This is a genomic window from Novosphingobium sp. 1529 (genome assembly GCF_040544855.1).
GTDB classification, from domain to species: domain Bacteria; phylum Pseudomonadota; class Alphaproteobacteria; order Sphingomonadales; family Sphingomonadaceae; genus Novosphingobium; species Novosphingobium capsulatum.
In genome coordinates this window covers 60,096-81,619 of the sequence record NZ_JBEPKW010000010.1, presented here as the reverse complement: position 1 = coordinate 81,619, position 21,524 = coordinate 60,096, and the positions used below count along the sequence as shown (strand labels likewise).

General features: G+C 66.3%; 14 protein-coding genes and 1 tRNA gene. 9 read left to right on the top strand and 6 right to left on the bottom strand.

Going from position 1 to position 21,524, the window contains the following annotated elements:
* Nucleotides 1-317 precede the first annotated feature (317 nt).
* The 4 genes from purC (at nucleotide 318) to purQ (ending at nucleotide 5,151) form a co-directional block, all read left to right on the top strand.
* Nucleotides 318-1,100: a phosphoribosylaminoimidazolesuccinocarboxamide synthase gene (gene purC, locus ABIC78_RS16695; RefSeq protein ID WP_022677345.1), complete on the top strand. Its 783-nt coding sequence runs from the start codon at nucleotides 318-320 to the stop codon at nucleotides 1,098-1,100.
* A gap of 136 nt (nucleotides 1,101-1,236) precedes the next feature.
* Nucleotides 1,237-4,116: a M16 family metallopeptidase gene (locus ABIC78_RS16690; RefSeq protein ID WP_354490896.1), complete on the top strand. Its 2,880-nt coding sequence runs from the start codon at nucleotides 1,237-1,239 to the stop codon at nucleotides 4,114-4,116.
* Between the two features lie 118 nt (nucleotides 4,117-4,234).
* Complete coding sequence (gene purS, locus ABIC78_RS16685) at nucleotides 4,235-4,471, top strand: phosphoribosylformylglycinamidine synthase subunit PurS (protein WP_022677348.1); 237 nt, start codon at nucleotides 4,235-4,237, stop codon at nucleotides 4,469-4,471.
* Nucleotides 4,471-5,151, top strand: a complete 681-nt coding sequence (gene purQ, locus ABIC78_RS16680; RefSeq protein WP_022677349.1) for a phosphoribosylformylglycinamidine synthase subunit PurQ — start codon at nucleotides 4,471-4,473, stop codon at nucleotides 5,149-5,151. Before purS ends, purQ begins: the two co-directional genes overlap by 1 nt.
* A gap of 170 nt (nucleotides 5,152-5,321) precedes the next feature.
* On the opposite strand, the gene glmS is transcribed toward purQ, so the two are convergent.
* Both glmS and glmU read right to left on the bottom strand, forming a co-directional pair.
* Complete coding sequence (glmS, locus tag ABIC78_RS16675) at nucleotides 5,322-7,145, bottom strand: glutamine--fructose-6-phosphate transaminase (isomerizing) (RefSeq protein ID WP_107718228.1); 1,824 nt, start codon at nucleotides 7,143-7,145, stop codon at nucleotides 5,322-5,324.
* Between the two features lie 175 nt (nucleotides 7,146-7,320).
* On the bottom strand, nucleotides 7,321-8,703 hold the full coding sequence (gene glmU, locus ABIC78_RS16670; protein ID WP_169049269.1) for a bifunctional UDP-N-acetylglucosamine diphosphorylase/glucosamine-1-phosphate N-acetyltransferase GlmU: 1,383 nt from the start codon (nucleotides 8,701-8,703) through the stop codon (nucleotides 7,321-7,323).
* Between the two features lie 61 nt (nucleotides 8,704-8,764).
* On the opposite strand from glmU, the gene ABIC78_RS16665 reads away from it, so the two are divergent.
* Complete coding sequence (locus ABIC78_RS16665; protein ID WP_022677352.1) at nucleotides 8,765-9,436, top strand: HAD-IA family hydrolase; 672 nt, start codon at nucleotides 8,765-8,767, stop codon at nucleotides 9,434-9,436.
* On the opposite strand, the gene ABIC78_RS16660 is transcribed toward ABIC78_RS16665, so the two are convergent.
* On the bottom strand, nucleotides 9,394-10,437 hold the full coding sequence (locus tag ABIC78_RS16660; RefSeq protein ID WP_354490892.1) for a DNA topoisomerase IB: 1,044 nt from the start codon (nucleotides 10,435-10,437) through the stop codon (nucleotides 9,394-9,396). The genes ABIC78_RS16665 and ABIC78_RS16660 overlap by 43 nt on opposite strands.
* Nucleotides 10,438-10,543: 106 nt before the next feature.
* Here ABIC78_RS16660 and yghU point away from each other — a divergent pair, with 106 nt between their 5' ends.
* From yghU to ABIC78_RS16640, 4 genes are all read left to right on the top strand, one after another.
* Nucleotides 10,544-11,410 (top strand): glutathione-dependent disulfide-bond oxidoreductase, encoded by an 867-nt coding sequence (yghU, locus tag ABIC78_RS16655; RefSeq protein ID WP_169049268.1) that lies wholly within the window; start codon nucleotides 10,544-10,546, stop codon nucleotides 11,408-11,410.
* A 123-nt stretch (nucleotides 11,411-11,533) separates the two neighbouring features.
* Nucleotides 11,534-11,608 (top strand) — tRNA-Gln (locus ABIC78_RS16650).
* A gap of 276 nt (nucleotides 11,609-11,884) precedes the next feature.
* The gene (locus tag ABIC78_RS16645) at nucleotides 11,885-12,865 is read left to right on the top strand and encodes a diacylglycerol/lipid kinase family protein (protein WP_309805546.1); all 981 of its coding nucleotides are present in this window, start codon (nucleotides 11,885-11,887) and stop codon (nucleotides 12,863-12,865) included.
* 158 nt (nucleotides 12,866-13,023) lie between these two features.
* On the top strand, nucleotides 13,024-13,983 hold the full coding sequence (locus tag ABIC78_RS16640; protein WP_354490889.1) for a phosphatase PAP2 family protein: 960 nt from the start codon (nucleotides 13,024-13,026) through the stop codon (nucleotides 13,981-13,983).
* A gap of 73 nt (nucleotides 13,984-14,056) precedes the next feature.
* On the opposite strand, the gene ABIC78_RS16635 is transcribed toward ABIC78_RS16640, so the two are convergent.
* Genes ABIC78_RS16635 through ABIC78_RS16625 form a run of 3 tightly spaced genes read right to left on the bottom strand, consistent with a single transcriptional unit; the run spans nucleotide 14,057 to nucleotide 21,418 of the window.
* Nucleotides 14,057-18,274, bottom strand: a complete 4,218-nt coding sequence (locus ABIC78_RS16635; protein WP_354490887.1) for a translocation/assembly module TamB domain-containing protein — start codon at nucleotides 18,272-18,274, stop codon at nucleotides 14,057-14,059.
* Nucleotides 18,274-20,637, bottom strand: a complete 2,364-nt coding sequence (locus ABIC78_RS16630; RefSeq protein WP_354490885.1) for an autotransporter assembly complex protein TamA — start codon at nucleotides 20,635-20,637, stop codon at nucleotides 18,274-18,276. The genes ABIC78_RS16635 and ABIC78_RS16630 overlap by 1 nt, the downstream gene beginning before the upstream one ends.
* Entirely contained in the window at nucleotides 20,537-21,418 is an 882-nt protein-coding gene (locus ABIC78_RS16625; protein WP_082350178.1) for an arginyltransferase, read from the bottom strand. The genes ABIC78_RS16630 and ABIC78_RS16625 overlap by 101 nt, the downstream gene beginning before the upstream one ends.
* Nucleotides 21,419-21,524 lie beyond the last annotated feature (106 nt).

Genomic DNA, 21,524 nt, shown 5'->3' with positions numbered 1-21,524 from the left:
CATCCTTGGGCAGAGAGGGTAAACTTGGGTGACGCGGCGGGTGGATCATCGAGGGATCAAGCCACCGCGCCGCGCCGTCTTGCCCAGTCTTGTGCCGCACCAGCGACATTCAAGATAGGGCGATAAGATCGGATCAAATGTTCTGAAATGCCGAACGCCCGGGCAGCGTTTGCGTTTCCGTGCTTTTTCGCATATGGGCGAATGGGAATGCCCCGGCCCACACGATGCAGTCGCCACGCGGCTCCCTCGTTTGCCGGGGTTTCTTGTTTTTCCATGGGGGCGGGCCGAATCGCCCCCGCCGCGCAGGAAGAAGCCGCATGTCGCGTCGCCGCCAGATCTACGAAGGCAAGGCCAAGATCCTTTATGAAGGCCCCGAGCCGGGCACTCTCATCCAGTATTTCAAGGATGATGCCACCGCGTTCAACGCGCAGAAGCGCGGGACGATCAACGGCAAGGGCGTGATCAACAACCGCATCAGCGAGTATGTGTTCACGCGCCTGGCCCACATCGGCATTCCCACGCATTTCATCCGCCGCCTCAACATGCGCGAGCAGCTGGTGCGCCAGGTGGAAATCGTGCCGATCGAAGTGGTGGTGCGCAATGTGGCGGCCGGTTCCATTTCCAAGCGCCTGGGCATTCCCGAAGGCGAGCCGCTGCCCCACACCCTGATCGAATACTATTACAAGGACGATGCGCTGGGCGATCCGATGATCGCCGAAGAGCACATCGCCTGCTTCGGCTGGGCCAGCAACGAGGAAATGCAGGACATTTCCTCGATGGCGATCCGCGTGAACGACTTCCTGGTCGGCATGTTCGCGGCGATCAACATCCGCCTGGTGGACTTCAAGCTGGAATTCGGCCGCATCTGGGATGGCGACTATAGCCGCGTGATCCTGGCCGACGAAATCAGCCCCGATGGCTGCCGCCTGTGGGACATGGTCACCGGCGAAAAGCTGGACAAGGACCGTTTCCGCCGCGACCTGGGTGGCGAGGAAGAAGCCTATCAGGAAGTAGCGCGCCGCCTTGGCCTGCTGGACAACGACGGGCCGAGCGAAGTGCTCGACCTGGGCGCGCACCGCAAACTGCGCTCCAAGAAGTAAGCGCTGCGCCGGCGTCCGCCTGAGCACAGACGATAGCAAGGGCCGGGAACCTGGTTTCCCGGCCCTTTCGCGTGGGCGCTATTCGTTACCAGATAAGTCCTTGCGGCGGCACGGCAGGAGCGGCACACCGGCGGCAATGATGCTGCCTGTCTCGTTTCGCCCGTATCGTGCCCTGCCGCTTGCCGTCGCGCTGTTGCTGGGTGCTTGTACTGACCTGGGCCATGGGCCGGTTGCCGGCCTGCCCCAGGCCGCACCAGCGCCCACCTGGGTTTTCCAGAAGTCTGACCTGCCGCCCGATCCGCGCTTTCGCTTTGGCCAGCTGGCCAATTGCATGCGCACGATCATCGTGCCCAATGGCATGCCCAAGGGCACGGTGCAGGTGCGCCTGGACGTGGCGACCGGATCGCTCGATGAAACCGCGGCGGAACGAGGGTTTGCCCATTTTGTGGAACACATGGCGTTCAACGGCAGCACCCATGTGCCCGAGGGGGAGATGGTCCGCCTGCTCGAACGCAAGGGGCTGGCATTTGGCGCCGATACCAATGCCCAGACCAGCTTCGAGCAGACCACCTACATGCTCGACCTGCCGCGCAACGATCCCGACCTGATCGATACCGCGCTGATGCTGATGCGCGAGACCGCCAGCGAATTGACCTTTTCGCCCGGCGCGGTGAGCCGCGAACGCGGCGTGGTGCTGTCTGAATTGCGCGACGGGCAAGGCTATGCGCTGGACAATTTCCACGACCAGCTGGCGTTCTTCTATCCCAAGGCCACCTATCCCCAGCGGCTGCCGATCGGCACTGTCCCCACCATCGATGCCGCGACGGCGCAGGCGCTCAAGGATTTCTGGCACCGCCACTATGTGCCGGCCAAGACCACGCTGGTGGTGATCGGCGATGTCGATCCGGCCAAGGTGGAACAGGCGATTACCGCGCGCTTTGCCGATTGGCAGGCTGCCCCGGCACCACCCCGGCCAGGCCAGGGCAAGGTCTTGCCCGGCCAGCATGGCAAGACCGACCTGTGGACCAACCCGGCCCTGGCCGAACGCGTGACCGTGGCGCGCCATGGGCCGTGGCTGGACGAGCCCGACACCATCGCCAGCCGGCGCGAGAACCTGCTGCGCCAGATCGGCTATGGCATCATCAACCGCCGCTTCCAGACCCTGTCGCGCCAGGTCGATGCGCCGTTTCGCGGCGCCGGCTTTGGCACGGGCGACGTGTTCAAGATCGGCCGCACCACCAACCTCATCATCGATACCGTCGATGGCGGCTGGGCCAAGGGCCTGACGGCAGCAGCCAGGGTCTGGCGCGAGGCGATGGCCCAGGGCTTTACCCAGGCCGAGATCGACGAGCAGGTGGCGAACCTGCGCATTGCGATCGAGAACGCTGCCGCCGGCGAGCAGACGCGCAACAACGCCACGCTGGTCAACCTGGCGCTGTCGCTGCTGCATGACGATATGGTGCCGACCACGCCATCAAGCGGCCTCGAACGCTTCAACGCCTTTGCCCCCACGATCACGCCCGCCAGCGTGATGGCGGCGCTGCGGCGCGAAGCCGTGCCGCTGGACAAGCCGCTGATCCGGTTCCAGGGGCGCAAGGCCCCGGCCGGCGGCGCCCAGGCACTGCGCCGCGCCTGGCAGGCCGCAATGGCCGCGCCGCTGGACGCGGCCAAAGCGGCGACCGCAGCGCCATTCGGCTACACCGATTTCGGCACGCCCGGCACGGTGGTGGCCGACAGCACCGATGCCACGCTGGGCATTCGCCGCATCCGCTTTGCCAATGGCGTGATGCTCAACATCAAGCGCACCCCGCTGGAAACCGATCGCATCCACGTGCGCCTGGCGCTGGACGGAGGCGAAATGCTGGAAACCCGCGACAATCCCCTGGCGGTGGACATGGCATCGAGCGTGCCGGCCGGCGGCCTGGGCCGCTATAGCCTGGACCAGTTGCAGACCATGCTGGCCGGCCACGCCGTGGGCACCAGCTTTGCCGCCAGTGGCGATACCTTTGGCACGGGCAGCACCACGACGCCGCGCGACCTGCTGCTGCAATTGCAGGTCATGGCCGCCTACCTCACCGATCCCGGCTATCGCCCCGAGGCCGAGCAGCTGTTTCACCAGGGCATGGCCAACTATTTTGCGCAACTCAACGCCACGCCGGGCTCTGCCCTGACGGCCGCGCTGGGCGGTATCCTGTCGGGCAACGATCCGCGCTTTACCCTGCAATCGCCGCAGGCCTACCAGAAGCTGGGCTTTGCCCAGTTGAAGCCGGTGCTGGGCGATCGGCTGGCGCACGGCGCGCTGGAAATCGCGCTGGTGGGCGATGTGGACGAAGCGGCCGCGATTGCCGATGTGGCGCGCACGTTTGGCGCCCTGCCCCCGCGCGAACCAGCGTTCGGCGCCTGGACCCAGGCGCGCGAGCGCCGCTTTGCCGCCGTTCCTGGGGTGCAGGTGGTGCGCCACCATGGGCCGGCCAACCAGGCGATCGTGCGCATGATCTGGCCCACAACCGACGATCACGATCCGGTGCAGACCATGACGATGGAACTGCTGGAGCAGGTAACCGGGATCGAGGTGCTCGACACGGTGCGCGAAAAGCTGGGCAAGGCCTATTCCCCCGGGGTTTCGAGCGACATGTCCGATGTGTGGACCGGCTGGGGCACGTTTACGGTGCAGGCCTCGGTCAACGTGGCCGATGTGGCGGCGACACGGGCCGCGCTGGTCCAGACGATTAGCGATCTGGCTGCCCATCCGGTGGATGCCGATGTGCTGGAGCGCGCGCGGGCGCCGATGCTGGAGCGGCTCGACAACGCGCTCAAAGGCAATGGCGGATGGGTGGCGCTGGCCGCGCGCGCGCAATCGCGGCCCGATCGCATCGCCCGGTTCCAGGCGGCGCGTGCCCGGCTCACGGCCCTCACCGCCGCCGATGTGCAGGCCGCCGCCAAGGCCTGGCTTGCCCCGGCCAAGGCCGTGACCGTGCTGGTCCTGCCCGATGGCGTGCCCGCACCGCAATCATGACCCGGCGATCAAGGAGCGCCATGCGCGCAAGACTTGCCCTTGGCGCCAGACGGGGGCATAGGCGGCGCCGAGTCCCATATCCCACGATCCGCCTGTTTAAGTGAAAGGCCAAACGCCGATGAAGGTCCGTGTCCACGTCAGCCTCAAGAACGGTGTGCTCGATCCCCAGGGTCGCGCCATCCACCATGCGCTGGAAGGGCTGGGCTTTGCCGGCGTCAAGGACGTGCGCGCCGGGCGCCTGTTCGAACTGGACGTGGCCGATGACACCAGCGACGATGCGCTGGACGATATGTGCCGCAAGCTCTTGGCCAACATGGTCATCGAAAATTATCGCATCGAGAAGGTTGCCGCCTGATGCCGTTCACCTCTGCCGTCATCACCTTCCCCGGATCGAACTGCGACCGCGACATGGCGGTGGCGGTGGAAGAGGTCTGCGGCGGCACGGTACACCGTGTGTGGCACGGTGATGCCACCCTGCCCGAAGGCCTTGATTTCATCGCCGTTCCCGGCGGGTTTTCGTATGGCGACTATCTGCGCTCGGGCGCCATGGCTGCCCGTTCGCCGATCATGCAGGCCGTGGTCGAGGCCGCTGGGCGTGGCGTGCCGGTGCTGGGCGTGTGCAACGGTTTCCAGATCCTGACCGAAGCGGGCCTGCTGCCCGGCGCGCTGATGCGCAATGCCGGCATCCGCTTCGTCTGCCGCGAAGTGCCGCTCAAGGTGGAGAACAGCCAGTCGCTGTTCACCCAGCGCTATTTCAAGGACCAGGTCATCACCATTCCGGTGGCCCACCATGACGGCAACTATTTCGCCGACGCCGAAACGCTCGATCGGCTGGAAGGCGAAGGCCGCGTCGCGTTCCGCTATGCCGAGCCGGTCAACGGCTCGCAGCGCGATATTGCCGGCGTGCTCAATGCCGCGGGCAACGTGCTGGGCATGATGCCCCACCCCGAGCGCATGATCGAAGCCGCCCAGGGCGGCACCGACGGGCGCAAGCTGTTCGAAGGCGTGCTGGCTGGGTTGAACGTTTCGGCTTGATCGGGGGGTAACATCCCCTCCCCTAACCCCTCCCGCAAGCGGGAGGGGGATTTAAGAAGGCCCCCGATTGCGGGGCCTTTTTTGTTGCCCCCTTCCCGCGTGCGGGAGGGGTTTCCCTCTAAACTCCCCTCCCGCTTGCGGGAGGGGCTGGGGGAGGGCGTGTTAGTGGCTCACTCCACCGTCACGCTCTTGGCCAGGTTGCGCGGCTGGTCCACGTCGGTGCCCTTGGCCACGGCGACGTGATAGGCCAGCAGCTGCACCGGCACAGCATAGACCAACGGGGCGATCAGCGGGTGCACCTTGGGCATCTCGATCGTGGCAAGGCAGCCCTCGCCCGCTTCCGCCAGGCCTTCCGCGTCAGAGATCAGCACGATCTTGCCACCACGCGCGCGCACTTCCTGCATGTTCGACACGGTCTTTTCGAACAGCGGCCCCGACGGGGCGAGCACGATCACCGGCACGGATTCGTCGATCAGCGCGATCGGCCCGTGCTTCATTTCGCCCGAGGCATAGCCCTCGGCGTGGATATAGCTGATTTCCTTGAGCTTGAGCGCGCCTTCCAGGGCCAGCGGATAGTCCGGGCCACGGCCGAGATAGAGCACGTCGCGCGCCGGCGCGATCAGCGGGGCCATCGCCGCGATTTCCTCGTCATGCGAGAGCGCCGCGTTGAGCGCGGCGGGCGTTTCGGCCAGCTGGTTGACGATCAGCGCTTCCTCGTCGCGCGACAGGCGCCCGCGCTTGACCGCCAGGTGCGCGGCAAGCGCGGCAAGCACAGCAAGCTGGCACGAGAACGCCTTGGTCGAGGCGACGCCGATTTCCGGCCCGGCATGGGTGGGCAGCAGCAGGTCTGCCTCGCGCGCCATCGAGCTGGTCGGCACGTTGACGACCACGGCGATGGTTTGCCCGGCCGCCTTGCAATGGCGCAGCGCCGCCAGGGTATCGGCGGTTTCGCCCGATTGCGAGATGAACAGCGCCAGGCCACCGGGCTCCAGCACGGGATCGCGATAGCGGAACTCGCTCGCCACATCGATGTCGACCGGCAGGCGGGCGAACTGTTCGAACCAGTACTTCGCCACCATCCCGGCGTAATAGCTGGTGCCGCAAGCGACGATCGTCACGCGGTTGATGCTGGCCAGGTCGAAATCGATCTGGGGCAGCGACACGGTCTGCTCCACGCGGCGCAGATAGGAGCGCAGGGTCTGCGCCACCACGATCGGCTGCTCGAAGATCTCCTTCTGCATGAAGTGGCGATAGTTGCCCTTCTCAATGGCCGCAGCGGTTGCGCCCGAAGCGACGATCGGCCGGGTGACGGGCTGGTTGTTCACATCGAACACCTCCACGCCGTCGCGGCGCACGATCACCCAATCGCCTTCTTCGAGGTACGACACCCGCTGCGTCAGCGGCGCGAGCGCCAGGGCATCGGAGCCCAGGAAGGTTTCACCATCGCCATAGCCAACCACCAGCGGCGAACCCAGGCGCGCGCCGATCAGCAGATCGGGATGCTGGCGGAACGCAATGGCCAGGGCAAAGGCGCCGCGCAGTTGCGGCAGCACGGCCTTGACCGCCTCGGCCGGGCTCTTGCCGGCCTCCACCAGCTCCGAAACCATGTGCGCCACCACTTCGGTGTCGGTCTCGCTTTCAAACGTGCGGCCGCGCGCGATCAGCGCCTCGCGCAAGGGGCGGAAATTCTCGATGATGCCGTTGTGGACCAGCGCCACTTCGCCGGTCGCATGCGGGTGCGCGTTGCTGGTGGTGGGGGCGCCGTGCGTGGCCCAGCGGGTGTGGGCAATGCCGATCAGGCCCGGCGCCGGATTGACCGCCAGTTCCTTGACCAGGTTGTTGAGCTTGCCCTCGGCGCGGCGGCGCACGAGTTGCCCGTCGAACACGGTGCAGACCCCGGCGCTGTCATAGCCGCGATATTCCATGCGGCGCAGGCCATCGACCAGCCGGTCCGCGACTTCTTCCTTGCCGACGATTCCGATAATTCCGCACATGGATTGGGGCCCACACTTTCTTCAGGATTGGGAGATAACGCGAATGGCCGGCATCATGGCCGGATAATTCTTGGTATTTCGTGTCTGTCCGGCCTCTTGCTACCCGCCTGCTTTCGACCGGGTGAACCGGCAGATGAATTCGCGGACATGATTGAAGCAAGGCCCGGACAGCGGCCTACTTCTTGCTTTCAGCCTTCTTCTTCTTCATCGCATCGTGAAAGCGATCGGCCCAGCCCGGCTTGACCAGTTGCTCGGCCCGCACCAGGCGCAGCTCTCCATCAGAGACATCGCGCGACACCGCGCTGCCCGCCGCCACGATGGCATCGGCGCCAATGCGCACGGGGGCGATCAGGGCCGAGTTGGAGCCGATGAAAGCGCGCTCGCCAATCACCGTGCGATACTTGAAGTACCCATCATAGTTGCAGGTGATCGTACCCGCGCCGATGTTGGCGCCGGCGCCCACATCGGCATCGCCCAGATAGGTCAGGTGGTTGGCCTTGGCACCGGCACCCAGGCGCGCGTTCTTCACTTCGACGAAATTGCCCACGCGGCTGTTCTGCTCCAGCGCGGCGCCGGGCCGCAGGCGGGCGAATGGCCCCAACGACACGCCGCTGGCCACGGTGCAGCCTTCGAGATGGCAGAACGCGTGGATCACCACGTTGTCCGCCACGGTCACGCCCGGGCCAAACACCACGTTCTGTTCCACCGTCACATCGCGGCCGAGCACGGTATCATGCGAGAACCACACGGTTTCGGGCGCGACCAGGCTGGCGCCATCGGCCATTGCCGCCAGGCGGCGGCGCTGCTGCCAGCGGCCTTCGGCCTGGGCCAGTTCTGCCCGGCTGTTGATTCCGGCCACTTCGTCGGGATCGTCGGTCACCACCACGGCGCAGGTCTTGCCCGCCGCATTGGCCACGTTGACGATATCGGTGAGGTAATATTCGCCCTGGGCATTGTCGTTGCCCACTTGCGCCAGCAGCGCGAAGAGGTCGCTGCCCTTCACCGCCATCAGCCCGGAATTGCACAGCGTGCAGGCGCGCTCGGCCTCGCTCGCGTCCTTGTGTTCGACCATCTTCACCACGCGGTCACCCTCGGCGATGACCCGGCCATATTGCAGGGCATCGTCCGGGCGGAAGCCGAGCACGACCACCGCCGGGGCATCGGCCGCATGCAGCCGATCGAGCATGGCCTGCATCGTCTGTGCGCGCACGAACGGCACGTCACCATAGAGGATCAGCACATCACCAGCGAAACCATCGAGCGCGCCTTGCGCCTGCTGCACGGCGTGGCCGGTGCCAAGCTGCGGTTCCTGCACCGCAATCGTGGCACTGCCGCCCAGCGCCTTTTCCAACTGGTCGCGACCATGGCCGGCCACCACCACCTGCCGCGCTGGCGCAAGCTGCGCCGCGCTGGCCATGAGATGCAGCAGCATCGGCCGCCCGGCGACCGGATGCAGCACCTTGTGCAGATCGCTTCTCATGCGGGTGCCCTTGCCGGCAGCAAGGATGACAAGAGCGAGAGGAGCGGTGGCCGAGGGCGACTGGGTTTGCGTGGTCATGGCTGCATCCTTGCCAGCTTATGCTTGCAGTTTCCAGAACGGGTGGGCACTGGCTTGCAACATGACCGATTTTCCATTTTCCATCGTTGGGTTCGATCTGGACGGTACCCTGTGCGATACCGCCGCTGACCTGGGCAACGCGCTCAACCGCACGCTGGAATATGCCGGGCGGCAGACCTTCCCGCTCGATGTGGTGCGCCGCTTCATCGGCGGGGGATCGGGGCAGATGCTGCGCAATGCCCTGGCCGAAAGCGGCGGCTATGACGAGGCAGAGTTCAAGCCGCTGCAGGATCGCCTGTTCGCCTATTACGGCGAGGCGATCGCGGTGCATTCCCGGCTCTATCCTGGCGGGGCAGAAATGCTCGACGCACTGGCCGCGCGCGGCGTGACCGTCGCGGTGGCGACCAACAAGCGCGAGGAATTCGCGCGACAGTTGCTGGACGAACTGGGCCTTTCACCCCGCTTTGCCACGATAATCGGCGGCGATACGCTGGGCCCGGGCAAGGCCAAGCCGGCGCCCGACATGCTTGAGGAAATGATCGCGCGCTGCGGTGGCGGGCGTGCCGCGTTCGTGGGCGATACCACGTTCGACATTGGCGCGGCGCGCGCGGCCGGCCTGCCGGTCGTGGCAGTCAGCTTTGGGTTCCATGACCTGCCGCCGCCGCTCCTGGGCGCCGACGCGGTGATCGATCACTTCGATGCGCTGGTGCCAACGCTGACAGCGTTGGGCTGAACATCGAGCAGCGCCAGCAGCCCACGCTCGTCGCGCGAGAGCCATTGCGTGGCGCGGGGCAATCGCAGCCCGGCGCGCCACTCCGCCTGATCGGGCACGAGGGCCAGCACGGCGGGATGGATGTAGCTCTTGCGGGCAATCGTGGGTGTATTGCCCAGTCGATCGGACACCTGCGCCAGCAGTTCCTTGAGCGGCACGTTCTGTTCTGCATGGGCCAGCGCGCCAAATGCCAGAACGCTGGCATGCCAGGTGCGGAAATGCTTGGCGGTGAATTCCGCCCCGGTCACGCTGCGCAGCCAGGCGTTGATATCGGCCGAGCCGACCGGACATGGCGCGCCATCCTCGCCCAGGTACTGGAACAAGTGCTGGCCGGGCAGGTCCTGCATCCGCCGCACGAAACGCACGAGGGCGCGATCGGTCAGGCGCATGTCCCGCTCCACGCCTGACTTGGCACGAAAGCGCAGCCGCAGGCTTTGCCCGCGCAGCTCGACATGCTTCATCCGCAGTGTCGTGGCGCCAAAGCTGGCATTGGCGCGGGCATAGGCCTCGTTACCGATGCGAATCGCACCGGTGTCGAGCAGGCGGACCACCGAGGCGATGCAGCGTTCCTGGCTGAGCCCCCGGCCCGATAGCGCTGCTTCGACGCGGGCGCGGATCTTGGGCAGCAGCGCGCCGAATGCCGCGCAGCCATCAAACTTTTCCGCCTCGCGCGCGGCGCGGAAATCGGGGTGATAGCGGTATTGCTTGCGGCCGCGCGCATCGACGCCGGTCGCCAGGATATGGCCATGCGGCATCGGGCAAAACCACGCGTCGCGATAGGCCGGTGGCAGCGCCACCGCATTGAGGCGGTCGATCTCTGTCCGGTCGGCGATACGCTGCCCGGCATGATCGCGATAGCACCATCCGCGCCCCGCGCGCCGCCGCGTGATGCCCGGTGCACTATCGTCCACATAGACCAGTCGGCTCTTGCCCGATTCCTGCAAAACGGCTTTCCTGTTCAACGCTTGCCTCTCCGACAGGCCAACGCCACAACATGTCTTGCAGTTCCCCCGGCGCCTCGTCAGAATGATAGGCAACCTAACAAACTTCCGTTGCAGAGGAACGACCATGTCCGAAGAATATACGCCGCCCAAGGTCTGGACCTGGGACAAGGCCAACGGTGGTGCTTTTGCCAGCGTCAACCGCCCCACGGCCGGCCCCACCCACGACAAGGATTTGCCGGTGGGCGAGCACCCGTTCCAACTCTATTCGCTGGGCACGCCCAATGGCCAGAAGGCCACGATCATGCTGGAAGAGCTGCTGGAAGCCGGCATCGCCGAAGCCGAATACGATGCCTGGCTGATCAAGATCTTTGAAGGTGACCAGTTTTCATCGGGCTTTGTCGATATCAACCCCAATTCCAAGATTCCCGCGCTGGTCGATCACAGCGGCGCCACCCCGTTCCGCGTGTTCGAATCCGGCGCGATCCTGATGCATCTGGCCGAAAAGTTCGGCAAGTTCCTGCCCACGCAAAACCCGGCGCGGGCGGAATGCCTGTCGTGGCTGTTCTGGCAGATCGGCTCTGCCCCGTTCATGGGCGGCGGCTTTGGCCACTTCTACAACTATGCCCCGATCAAGATCGAATATGCGATCGATCGCTATGCCATGGAAACCAAGCGCCTGTTCGACGTGGCCAACCGCCGCCTGGCGGAAAGCCGCTACCTGGGCGGCGCGGACTACACGATTGCCGACATTGCCGCCTATACCTGGATGGGCAATCTCTATCGCGGCGAAGCCTATGGCGATGCGGCCACGTTCCTTTCGATGCACGAATACGAGCACGTCGGCCGCTGGGTGGGCGAGATCGACCAGCGCCCCGCCGTGCTGCGCGGGCGCCTGGTGAACAGCGCCAAGGGGATCGCCGAGCGCCACAGCCCTGCCGATTTCGACAGCCTGCCGCCCGAAAAGCTCATGGGCATCGTCAAGGGTTTCTGACCGCCCTGACACTGGTCCGCGGCACCTGCCCCCTCCCCTTTGGGAGGGGCGCAGGCATCGCCAAGTTATCCCCAGCTACCCCCTTCCCATTCACGATTGGCCCGCTATAAGCGCGCGCTCTGCTGGGGCGTCGCCAAGTGGTAAGGCACCGGTTTTTGGTACCGGCATTCGCAGGTTCGAATCCTGCCGCCCCAGCCAGATTTGCTGTCCATGAAGCCAACCGGCGCGGGCAGAGCACCCTCCATATCCGCCAGAACTTGCTTTTGCGCACAGCGCGCTGTTTGTCTCCAGCAGCCTGCCCATGAGCACGCGAGCACCCAGTTTCGTGCGGAAGCGGGACCTACCTGGCCCAATGCGGGCGCAATCGGCGTTGTTATACCAGCGTCAAACAGCTATTGCCCCGCGCCGGGGACGATTGGAGGTTGGGGTTGTTGCGCGTATATCGATGGCTTGGCCGGGACGGCGGGACGGCCGATGGCTGATCGCGCCCTGGCAAGACAAGCCCTGGCGCCTTTGCTTTCCGCCCTGCCTGTTGCCCCCTCTCCTGCTCCAGTGCCGTCTGTCGCGCTGGTCTACAATCCCCATGCCGGGAATTTTTGCGCGCGCACGCTGGAACGTTGGCGCGCCGCGTTGACCGCCGCCGGCCACTCCACGCGCCTGGTCGACAGCCTTGACTATGCCGGCGCGCCGCAGCGCCACCGCGCCGATGTCGTGTGCATCGTCGGCGGCGATGGCACCGCGCGGCTGGTGGTGGAAGCCGAACTGCACGCGCCACGCATCACGCCCGCGCCAGCCGTGCGCCACGCCTTGCTACCGGCCGGGACGGTAAACCTTATCGCCCGTGAAACCGGCTGCGGCACCGATCCGGCAGGGCTGGTGGCGGCACTGGCGCAGCATGATGCCCCTGCCCTGCAATATCATGGGCTGCTCGATGGCGCGGCCTTCCTTTGCTGCGCCTCGGTCGGGCCAGACAGCGCCGTGGTGGCGCGGGTGACGCCTGAGGCCAAGCGGCGGTGGGGCCGCGCCGCCTATGGCCTGGCGCTGATTGCCCAGCTCTGGCGCTGGCCTCGCCAGGCCCTGGCGGTGACGATCGACGGCGCAGCCCACTGCGCCGAAGCCGTTTTCGTGCTCAAGGGCCGCTTCTATGCCGGGCCGTGGACTCTCGATCCCCAGGCAGACTTGCGTTGCCGCGAATTTCGCGTGCTGCTGCTGCCGCGCGCCCGCCGGCGCGACATTGCCCGGCTGGCCCTGGCGGCCATGGTCAGCCCGCGCTTTGCCGATCCGGCCTGGCAGCGATTTTCGGCGCAGACCGTCACGGTGACGGGGCAAGGCGCCGTGCCGATCCAGGCCGATGGCGACATTCTGGGGCAAACGCCCGCCCGGTTCAGCTTGGCGACAGCGCCCATCGCGTTTCTCTCACCTGCGGCGCGACAGACCACAAGGGACCAGGCCTGATGCGCCCGCAGATCGAACGAGAACCTTGTGATGATGCTGTCCAGCCCCGGTCTCTTGCGCCGCCGCCACACCCTGGTCCTTCGCGGCCGCGCCCGATGCCCGTTCCACCACCCAGCGGCACGGCCCACCCTTTCCAGCCGATGACGCCTGAAACATCGTTGGCGCCCGTACGCGCCGCGCCGCCGGTCGATCGCTGCCTGTGGGCACTGGTCGGCGGTTCGGCGCTGGTCGTCATGGCCATGATGGTGGGCAATCGCCTTCCAGTCGTGGTGGCGAGCCCGTCCTTCGCGGTGCTGGCCCTGATTGTCGCCCTGTTCTTGGCCACCTGGCGCCACTGTGCCCGCGCCACCACGCCGTTGCAGGCCCGGCTGCGCAACCTCAGCGAATATGGCCTGATCCTGATCGCGATCGGCGTGCTTGGCGCGGTGGCCAGCTATCAGGTGGCAGCGATTTCGCGCGGGTTCTGTGACGATGCCCTGCAACGGTGGGACGAGGCACTGCATTTCGACTGGCTCGGCCTCTATGCCCTGGTGGTGCGCCATCCGGTGCTGCAATATACCGGATCGGCGGCCTATAACGCCGTGTTCCTGTACCCCTGGGCCATTCTGATCTGGCACAGCTGGAAGAGAGAGCGCGACAAGGCGCGCGAGTTCCTGCTCACCTTCTGGCTGGCTGCGGTCATCACGCTGGTGCTGTTTCCGCTGTTCCCGGCACGCGGCGCGCTATCGCACCTGTGGCACGGCGCGGTGCCCTATGCGCCCAGCAACGGGCTGGACCAGGGCACGGTGATCGCCGCTCTGCGCGCCCATCGCCTGGCCGGAATCGAGCTGTCTTCGGTCACTGGCCTGGTTTCCGCGCCCAGCTTCCACACCGTGTGCGGCCTGCTGTTCATCACCTTTTCCTGGCGGATCGCGCACCTGCGCCCGCTGATCGTGCCGCTCAACCTCGTGCTGTTGGCCGCCACCCCGATCGAGGGATCGCATTACCTGGTCGACATGGTGGTGGGCGCCGCCGTGGCTGGGGCGGCCTATGTGCTGGTGCGCAAGCGCGTGGCCTTGCTGGCCTGGGTCCAGGGCATCGCCACCCGCCGCCTGCGCCCCGCCGCCATCACGCGCTGAGCACTCGGCACCATCTCCTTTACCGTGAAGCCGGTGGTCCGGCGCCCACATGCGCGGGCGCCGGACCTTCGCCTCAATAGTCCTTGCTCGCTTTGACGCTGATCTGTTCGTCCCCGATCGTGGAGATCGTGGCGAGCAGGGCCAGCCAGCGGGTAATGCGGAATTCGATCGAGGTGGCGTTGTAGCCGCGCCCGTCGGTCACCAGTTCCAGGTAGAACCGGCGGCCCAGGTACTTGCCCACTGCGATCGACGTGCCGCGACCGGTGGTGGCATCAGCGCCAACGATGCGCAGGCGATCGAGCCCGATGGCGCTGCGCACCTTGTTGATCGGATCGCCGCCCCCGCCGCCGCGCAGGCTGGCCAGCGCCGAGGCCAGCTGCACCGCTTCTGGCGCGGAAATCTGGGTGATCGACGTGCCGAACAGCAAGCGGCTGAGCAATTCTTCCTCGGGCAGCGCCGGGGTTGAGCTGAACGCGATGGAGGTATGCGCCGCCGTGCCGGTGATGCTGATCGTGGCCGTCACCCCGTTGGCATCGCCCGTGGCGACGATATCGAGCTGCGGATCGATCGGCGTGGAGCCGGTAAAGCGGATCTTGCCGCGCGTCAGGTCAAAGCGCTTGCCGGCAAATTCATAGGCCCCCCGGATCACTTCGGCGGTGCCGGTGATCTCGGGCGCGGCAGTGGTGCCGCGCAAGTGAATGTCGGCGCCCCATTCGCTGTCGAGGCCCATGCCGCGCACGGCCACGCGATTGGCGGCGACGGCATCGATCATGAACTGCCATGGCGCCGAAGGCACCTTGGCCGGGGCGGCATCGGCCGGGGCGTTGATTTCACGCGTCTTGATCGTCGGCAGATCGGCCGCGGCACTGGCCTTGCCCAGCGCCCAGCTGGCCTGGTCGATCCGCACGCGCCCGGCAATGGTACCGCCATTGCCGGTGCTGATCACCCGCAACGGCCCAGTGACCGTTGCCGACATATCGTCGCGCCGGATCAACTGGGCGTTGTTGGCCGCCAGGCGCAGGTCGATGCCCACGCCCTTGGTGGCGATGGCCGAGAGGTCGATCGTGCCGCTGCCTTCCACCTTGCCGCCATTGCTGGTGGTGCCGGCAAAGTGCTGCAACGCCAGGTGCGAGGCATCGAAGCTGCCCGCAGCCTCGACATTCTGGATATCGGCTCCGATCAGCGAAGAGCGCACGCGCAGGCCTTTGGCCGCCAAGGCGCCGGACAGCAGCGGGGCATCGATCGTGCCTGTAATATTGGCCACTGCGCCCAGGGGGCCGGTAAAGTCGAACGCTTCCACCCCCGCCAATCGCCAGAGCGATTCGGCCGGCCCGCTGTAGCGCACCTGGGCGTTGAGCTTCCCGCCGCGCAGGCGTTCGGCCAGGGTGCCGCCACGCGGCAGATCGGCGATCGCCGCCTGCAAGCGTCCGCGCACCGCGCCCTGATCCTTGACCACCGCGCGCGTCTGCAACGACGCAGCATCGAGTTGACCAATCAGATAGAGATCGACCGGTTGCGAGGTAAGCACCAGGCCCGAGCGCGAGAAGTTGCGCACCTGGATCGCCACGTGCCCTTGCGGCGCGCCGGTGCCATCGTCGCTGTAATCGATCAGGCCCGATGCCAGGCCGCCCAGGCCAAGGTCGGCCACGGCGATATCCAGCACGGACAGCGGCATCCGCGCGACCTTGAGGTCGATCTTGGTGGGTCCGCCCAGCACATGGCCTTCGGCGATGACGATACCGCGACCAAAAGTAACTTGGGTGGGATTGAGCTTCCAGCCCTCGCCCTCGCGCTCCATCACCATGCGGCGCGGCATGTCGACCGTGCGGCCGGCATAGTTGCCCGCGACATAGGCGACGATCTTGTCCGGCTCGAAAGCGGCAGTGCCCTGCAGCGCAAATTGCGTGCCGCGGCGCCCGGCGATGGACGCGGTGACGCTGCCCGAGCCGTTGACCAGCGCCGCGCTGGCCGCCATGCGGCCGATGAACACCTTGCCAGCCGCAAGCCCCTGCGCCGTGACGTTGGCGGTCAGCGTGCTGTTGCCCTTGGCGAACAGGCCGTCCACGTCGATCTTGGCATTGCCGATGGCCAGCGGCGTGTCGCCCCCAAACTTGGCGTTGCGCGCCAGGATCAGCGCTTTGACCATTTGCCCGCCATCTTGCGGCGCGAGGTGGATCGTGCCGTCAAGCCCCCCGCCCTTGAGCGCGAGATCGCCAGTTACCCCACCGCTGCCCAGCGTGACACCGCCGCTCACGTCGGTTTGCCACACGCGCAGGAACTGGATCTGCAACCGGGTTGGCCCGTCCTTTGGCGAGAACAACCCCATCGAACCGTTGAACGGCCCCAGGCGCGACTGGCCTTGCGCGGTAATGCCCAGCCCATCGGCGATCGGGCTGATGCCCACGCGTACGTCTTTGAGGCCAGCGGCCGGCAGCGGGCTGGCAAAGACCAGTTCCGCATGCGGGCCATCCTTGGCCATGCGCGCGTCGACGGTGAATGGGCCGTAATCGGTGGAGCGGCCCTGGCCGACCACGCTGGCAGTGCCGTCCTGGCCGACCTGGCCATCCATGGTCAGCGTCAGCTTGGGCGCGTTGACCGCCACCTTGCGCAGCGTGAGCGGGATATTGCCGCCCATGCGCGCGCTGCCGGTAAAGCGCACGTCACCGCCGGCGAGATTGGCCAGGGTGGCGTTGCTGAGGCGCGAGAGGCGCCCCGCAGCATTGGCCTGGATCGACCATGGCAGGTTGTCACCCACCTTGATCAAGACCTTGGCCGTGCCATCGAGCATGCCGACATCGGGCACGGCAAAGCCGCGCGCCACAATCGGCCCGGCCAGAGCATAGCCGCCGCGCGCGATATCGCCACGCAGCGTCAGCCGCGCATCGAGGCCCTTGAGATGCAGCGCCAGCGGATCGGCCGAGAGCGCATTGCCGCGCAAGACCAGGCTGCCTTGCAGCCGCGCGCCCGACAGATGCTGATCGACCATCGCCTGGCCGCTGCGCAGAACCTGCGCCGTTACATCGAGCGGCAGGACCAGTGCCTTGCCATCCCAGCGCGCGGTGCCAGCGGTGCGCAGGCCCTGTGCAGTGATCTGGCCCGAGCGCAGATTGCGGATCGTCAGGACGTGCTGGAACGACAGATCGGTGAATGCGCCATCGAGCGTGCCGGTCAGCGCCACGCCATCGGCTTGAGGATTGACCAGCAGCTTTTCCGGACGCAGCACCTGCGCCTTGACGGCGATCGCCTCGGCCCGATTATTGGCCAGATCAAGGCCGCCCTGGGCCATCGCACGCAGCGTGGGCGTGACGGCAAAAGCCGTGCCCTGCGCGTGGCTTTGCGCAAAGGTGCCCTGATAAAGCAGCGAAACCTTGCCACCGGCTGCGGCCGCCGCGCTGCCCTTGAGCAGGTCAGCCGGAAACAGCTGGCCAGCCAGGCGATAGGTGCCACTGCGATTGTCGAGCAGGAAGGCCGCCATGGTCTTGCCATTCTGCTGCGCCCAGCCAAATCCATGCCAATCGGCAAAGCTGCCACGCCCGGCCACGCGCAGGTGCACATCGCGGCGCAGGCCGGAAAGCCCGGCCAGCAGGCCATCGCGCGGCGCATCGTAGATGCCACCCAGCTCGAAGCGGTCGCGATCGGGCTGGCTATCGAGATGCAGCACCAGGCGATCGCGCCCGCCGAGCTTGCCGGTCACATCGACCAGCGCACGGCCATTGCGGATATCGGTACGCGCCTGCACGTCGATATGGCGGCGATCGCCGACGATGCCCTTGGCGATCGTCAGGTCATCCAGCGCAAAGCGATCGATGCGGATGTTGAAATCGGGCAGGATCGGCGCGTTGGGATCGCCCGGGTTCATCTTGGGCGTGCGCCACAAAGTGCCGTGGTGGAACACCAGCGTGCGGATATCGAGGCCACTGTGCAGCCACGACAGCGGGCGCCAGTCCAGCTCTACCTCGGGCACGGTCATGAAGCGGCCGTGCGGATCGCTGATCACCACATCGCGCAGGGTGGAGGCGCCGAACAGCGAGCCATCGATCCGCCCGATCTTGACGCGCAGGCCCGAGCCCGGCGTGACCTGGGCAATGCGATCGATGACGAAGCGATGCCCGATCGCCGAATCGAGGATCAGAAACAGCACGCCAAGACCCGCTGCCAAGAGCAGCAGGCCAGTGGCCAGGCGCCTGGCCCAGCGCGCGGCAAAGCCGGGCTGGCGCGGCGTGGCGCGGGGCGGAACAGGGGCAGGCGCGGGCGCGCCGGCCGGGCCGGTATCTTCCGTTTCCTGCACCATCAGAAAGCTTGCCCCAGCGCGATATAGACACCCAGGCGGCTATCGCCCGGGCGCGGATTGATGGGCGTGCCCACGTCGATACGGATCGGGCCGAAGTTGGTCTGATAACGCAGGCCCAACCCGGCGCCCAGGCGCAGGCCGGTGAGAGTGGGCGTGGCGTTGGTACCCACGGTGCCCGCGTCAACGAACGGCACCAGGCCCACGGCCCCACCGAACAGCCCGGTCTTGACCCGCGCTTCCAGCGAGAATTCAGTCAGCGAGCGGCCGCCAGTCGGCTCTCCGGTGGCATCGAGCGGCCCCACCCGCTGATAGGAATACCCACGCACCGACGCGCCGCCACCGGCGTAGAACCGCCGCGACGGCGCGATGTTGTCAACCTGCGTGCCGACGATGGCCCCCAGCCGCGTCCGCGCCGCCAGGATCACCCGGCTGCTGATGTGCTGGTACACGCTCGCGTCGATCTGAGTTTTGACATAGCTCGACTTGGTGCCATCGGTGGTGGAAAGTTCCGGCGAAACGCGCAGCGACAGGCGCCAGCCCTTGGTGGGATCGAGCAAGTTGTCGCTGGCATCATAGGCGCCGCGCAACGGCAGTGCGGCGATGAAATAGGTGGTGCGCGGCGTGGTGCTGGTCGTTTCCTGCGTGCCGATCAGCTGGATGCCGAACGAATAGGTCCACGGCTTCTGGAAGATCAGCGTGGATTGCTTTTCCAGGCTGGCCGTTGCCGACAGCGTATTGGCGTCATAGGCGCGAACCTGGATCGTCTGGGCATAGAGATCGGCCGTGAGGACCTGGTCGCGCTCGTGGAAATTGTTGCGGCGGAACGTGAAGCCGGCGAGTTGCTCCTGCGTGCCGAGCACGCCGCGGAAACGGATCATCCCTTCGGGCGGGAAGAAGTTGCGGTGTTCCCAGCTGCCTTCCAGCCGCGCGCCTTCCCCGCTGGAATAACCGATCAGGCCCGCCAGCGTGCGCTGCGGCGCCTTGGTCAGATCAACATCCACGTCGACCACGCCCGGCTGGCCGTTGGTGGGCGGGGTCACTTCGCGGGCCTTGACCGTGGCGGTGGACACCAGGCTGGTGGCAAGGATGCCCTCGCGCAGGTCGTCCATGTCGCTGCGCTGGTACATGTCGCCGGGGCGGAAGCGGGCGATGCGTTCCAGGTGGCGGGAGCTGAGATAGGCCGGCAGGTTGCTGTTGACGTGGCCAAAGCGATACTTGCCGCCAGTGGTGACCGGCAGGTTGAGATCGCCGGTGCGCGGTTCGTGGTCGATTACCAGATCGGGTTCGCCCACGGTGGCAAAGGCATAGCCGCGCTCGCCCATTTCCTTGTTGAGGCTGTCCTTTTCTGTCAGGATCTTGTCGGAATTGATCGGATCGCCAACATTGAGGTGGAACGCGGCGCGCAGATCCTGGGCATCGCTGGCGGCCTGGATATCGCCCAGCGCGATATGGGCAAAACGGTATTGCGGGCCGGGCTGGATATCGAACCGTACCACGGCCTTGGCCAGGCTCGCCTGGCGCCGCGCCCGCGCCTCTTCAGCGGTTTCCGCCTTGGCCGGGGCAGCACCCGCACCGGTTGCAGCGCCGGCCGTTCCAGCCGCTACGGGCGTGGTCGTCGGGCGCTCGATCGTCTGGATCACGTCGGGATCGTAATAGCCATAGACGCGCAGTATCTGTTGCAGCAGATCAGCGTCACTCTTGGCGCGCCGGGTCAACTGCGCCAGGTTGTCTTCATCGTCCTTGAGCGTGGCGAGCGCGGACAGCCCCTTGAAGCGGGCAACGATGGCATCGCGATCGGGCAGCGTGACATCAGGCGGGAACGCCAGCTCTACCTGGTTGGCCACATGCACCAGCGTTGCGTTGGCGATGCGCAGCCCTTGTGCCGAATCATCGGTTTCCAGCGCCACGCCGGCGGCCTTGGCCTGTTCCTGGGCATCGGCAATGTCGGGATCGGGGCTAAGCGGCTCGATCGCGGGGAGATCGGCCTTGTCCGGCCATTCCAGGGTGATGCCCGGCATGGGCGGCAGGGCCGGCAGCGGATCGGGGCTGATCAGCGTGGAAACATCCGGCACGGTGGTGTGCGCCGCATCGGTATCGCGCGCCCATGCCTGCGGGTTGTCGATCGCCGAATCCGGGATCAGCGCCTCGAGCGCGGGATCGGCATTGCGCGACTGGCCCAGCGCCGGCAGCGGACCGAGCGTTGCACCCAGGCCCAGCCCAAGCGTGGCCAGAGCCCGCGCCAGGCCTGACAGGCAGAAGATGTCAGAGCGGAGGGAAACCTTCGGCCAGGCCAGTGCCGACCACCCTTGCCGCGCCGTGGCCCACCGGCTGGGACGCCAGTTCAGGCTTGGCCGGCATGGCATTGCCCCCATCGCTGCGGCCAAGACGGTCAATCGCATCTGCCTGGGCATCGGGCTCAAAGGCGTGCCAGCCATCCCGGCCCAATCGCTCCATCGGGCGATAGCGAACCTTGTACTGCATCCGGGCCGATCCCTCGACCCAATAGCCGAGGTAGACGTAGGGCAGGCCGATCCTCTGTGCGTGGAGGATGTGATCGAGAATGATGAAGTTTCCAAGCCCGCCGCGCGTTTCGTGATGTGGATCGTAAAAACTGTAGACCATCGAGAGCCCATCACCCTGCTGATCGGTCAGGCAGGCCCCCACCAGTTTGCCCGGGCTGCCATCGGCAGTGGGCTCCCTGTATTCAATCACATAACTTTTCACCGACGTATGTTCCACCATGTCCGCGAAATCGATTTCGTCCATGGTCGCCATGCCGCCACCCGGATGACGGGCAGCGAGGTAACGCCGCAAGAGGTCGAATTGTTCCGCAGTGGACCACGGTTTGCATGCGGTGACAACCAGATCGCCGTTGCGACGCAGATCGCGGCGTTGCGTGGCCGAAGGGCGGAACGCGCCCGCCACCACCCGCACCGAAACGCACGCGGTGCATTCAATGCATGAAGGACGATAGGCCACGGTCTGGCTGCGACGAAAACCGATCCGGCTCAACGCGTCGTTGAGTTCTTCGGCGCCCGGCCCCTTCAGCTCGGTAAACACCTTCCGCTCCTGCCGATCGGGCAGATAGGGGCAAGGCGCCGGGCTGGTGACGAAAAAGCGGGGAAAACGGACAGGCGCAGTCACAGCCAGAGCAGTTCCTTGTCGCTGGCCGGCCCATCCGGCGCGCGTCGTGCCCATCACCGTGCCCCGGCATGGCCCTGGGTTAAAGCATGTTAACCACGAAATCCGC

Coding starts and splice junctions, on each gene's coding strand:
- purC (WP_022677345.1), top strand. CDS start 318: ATGTCGCGTCGCCGCCAGATCTACGAAGGCAAGGCCAAGATCCTTTAT.
- ABIC78_RS16690 (WP_354490896.1), top strand. CDS start 1,237: ATGATGCTGCCTGTCTCGTTTCGCCCGTATCGTGCCCTGCCGCTTGCC.
- purS (WP_022677348.1), top strand. CDS start 4,235: ATGAAGGTCCGTGTCCACGTCAGCCTCAAGAACGGTGTGCTCGATCCC.
- purQ (WP_022677349.1), top strand. CDS start 4,471: ATGCCGTTCACCTCTGCCGTCATCACCTTCCCCGGATCGAACTGCGAC.
- glmS (WP_107718228.1), bottom strand. CDS start 7,145: ATGTGCGGAATTATCGGAATCGTCGGCAAGGAAGAAGTCGCGGACCGG.
- glmU (WP_169049269.1), bottom strand. CDS start 8,703: ATGACCACGCAAACCCAGTCGCCCTCGGCCACCGCTCCTCTCGCTCTT.
- ABIC78_RS16665 (WP_022677352.1), top strand. CDS start 8,765: ATGACCGATTTTCCATTTTCCATCGTTGGGTTCGATCTGGACGGTACC.
- yghU (WP_169049268.1), top strand. CDS start 10,544: ATGTCCGAAGAATATACGCCGCCCAAGGTCTGGACCTGGGACAAGGCC.
- ABIC78_RS16645 (WP_309805546.1), top strand. CDS start 11,885: ATGGCTGATCGCGCCCTGGCAAGACAAGCCCTGGCGCCTTTGCTTTCC.
- ABIC78_RS16635 (WP_354490887.1), bottom strand. CDS start 18,274: ATGGTGCAGGAAACGGAAGATACCGGCCCGGCCGGCGCGCCCGCGCCT.
- ABIC78_RS16630 (WP_354490885.1), bottom strand. CDS start 20,637: ATGCCATGCCGGCCAAGCCTGAACTGGCGTCCCAGCCGGTGGGCCACG.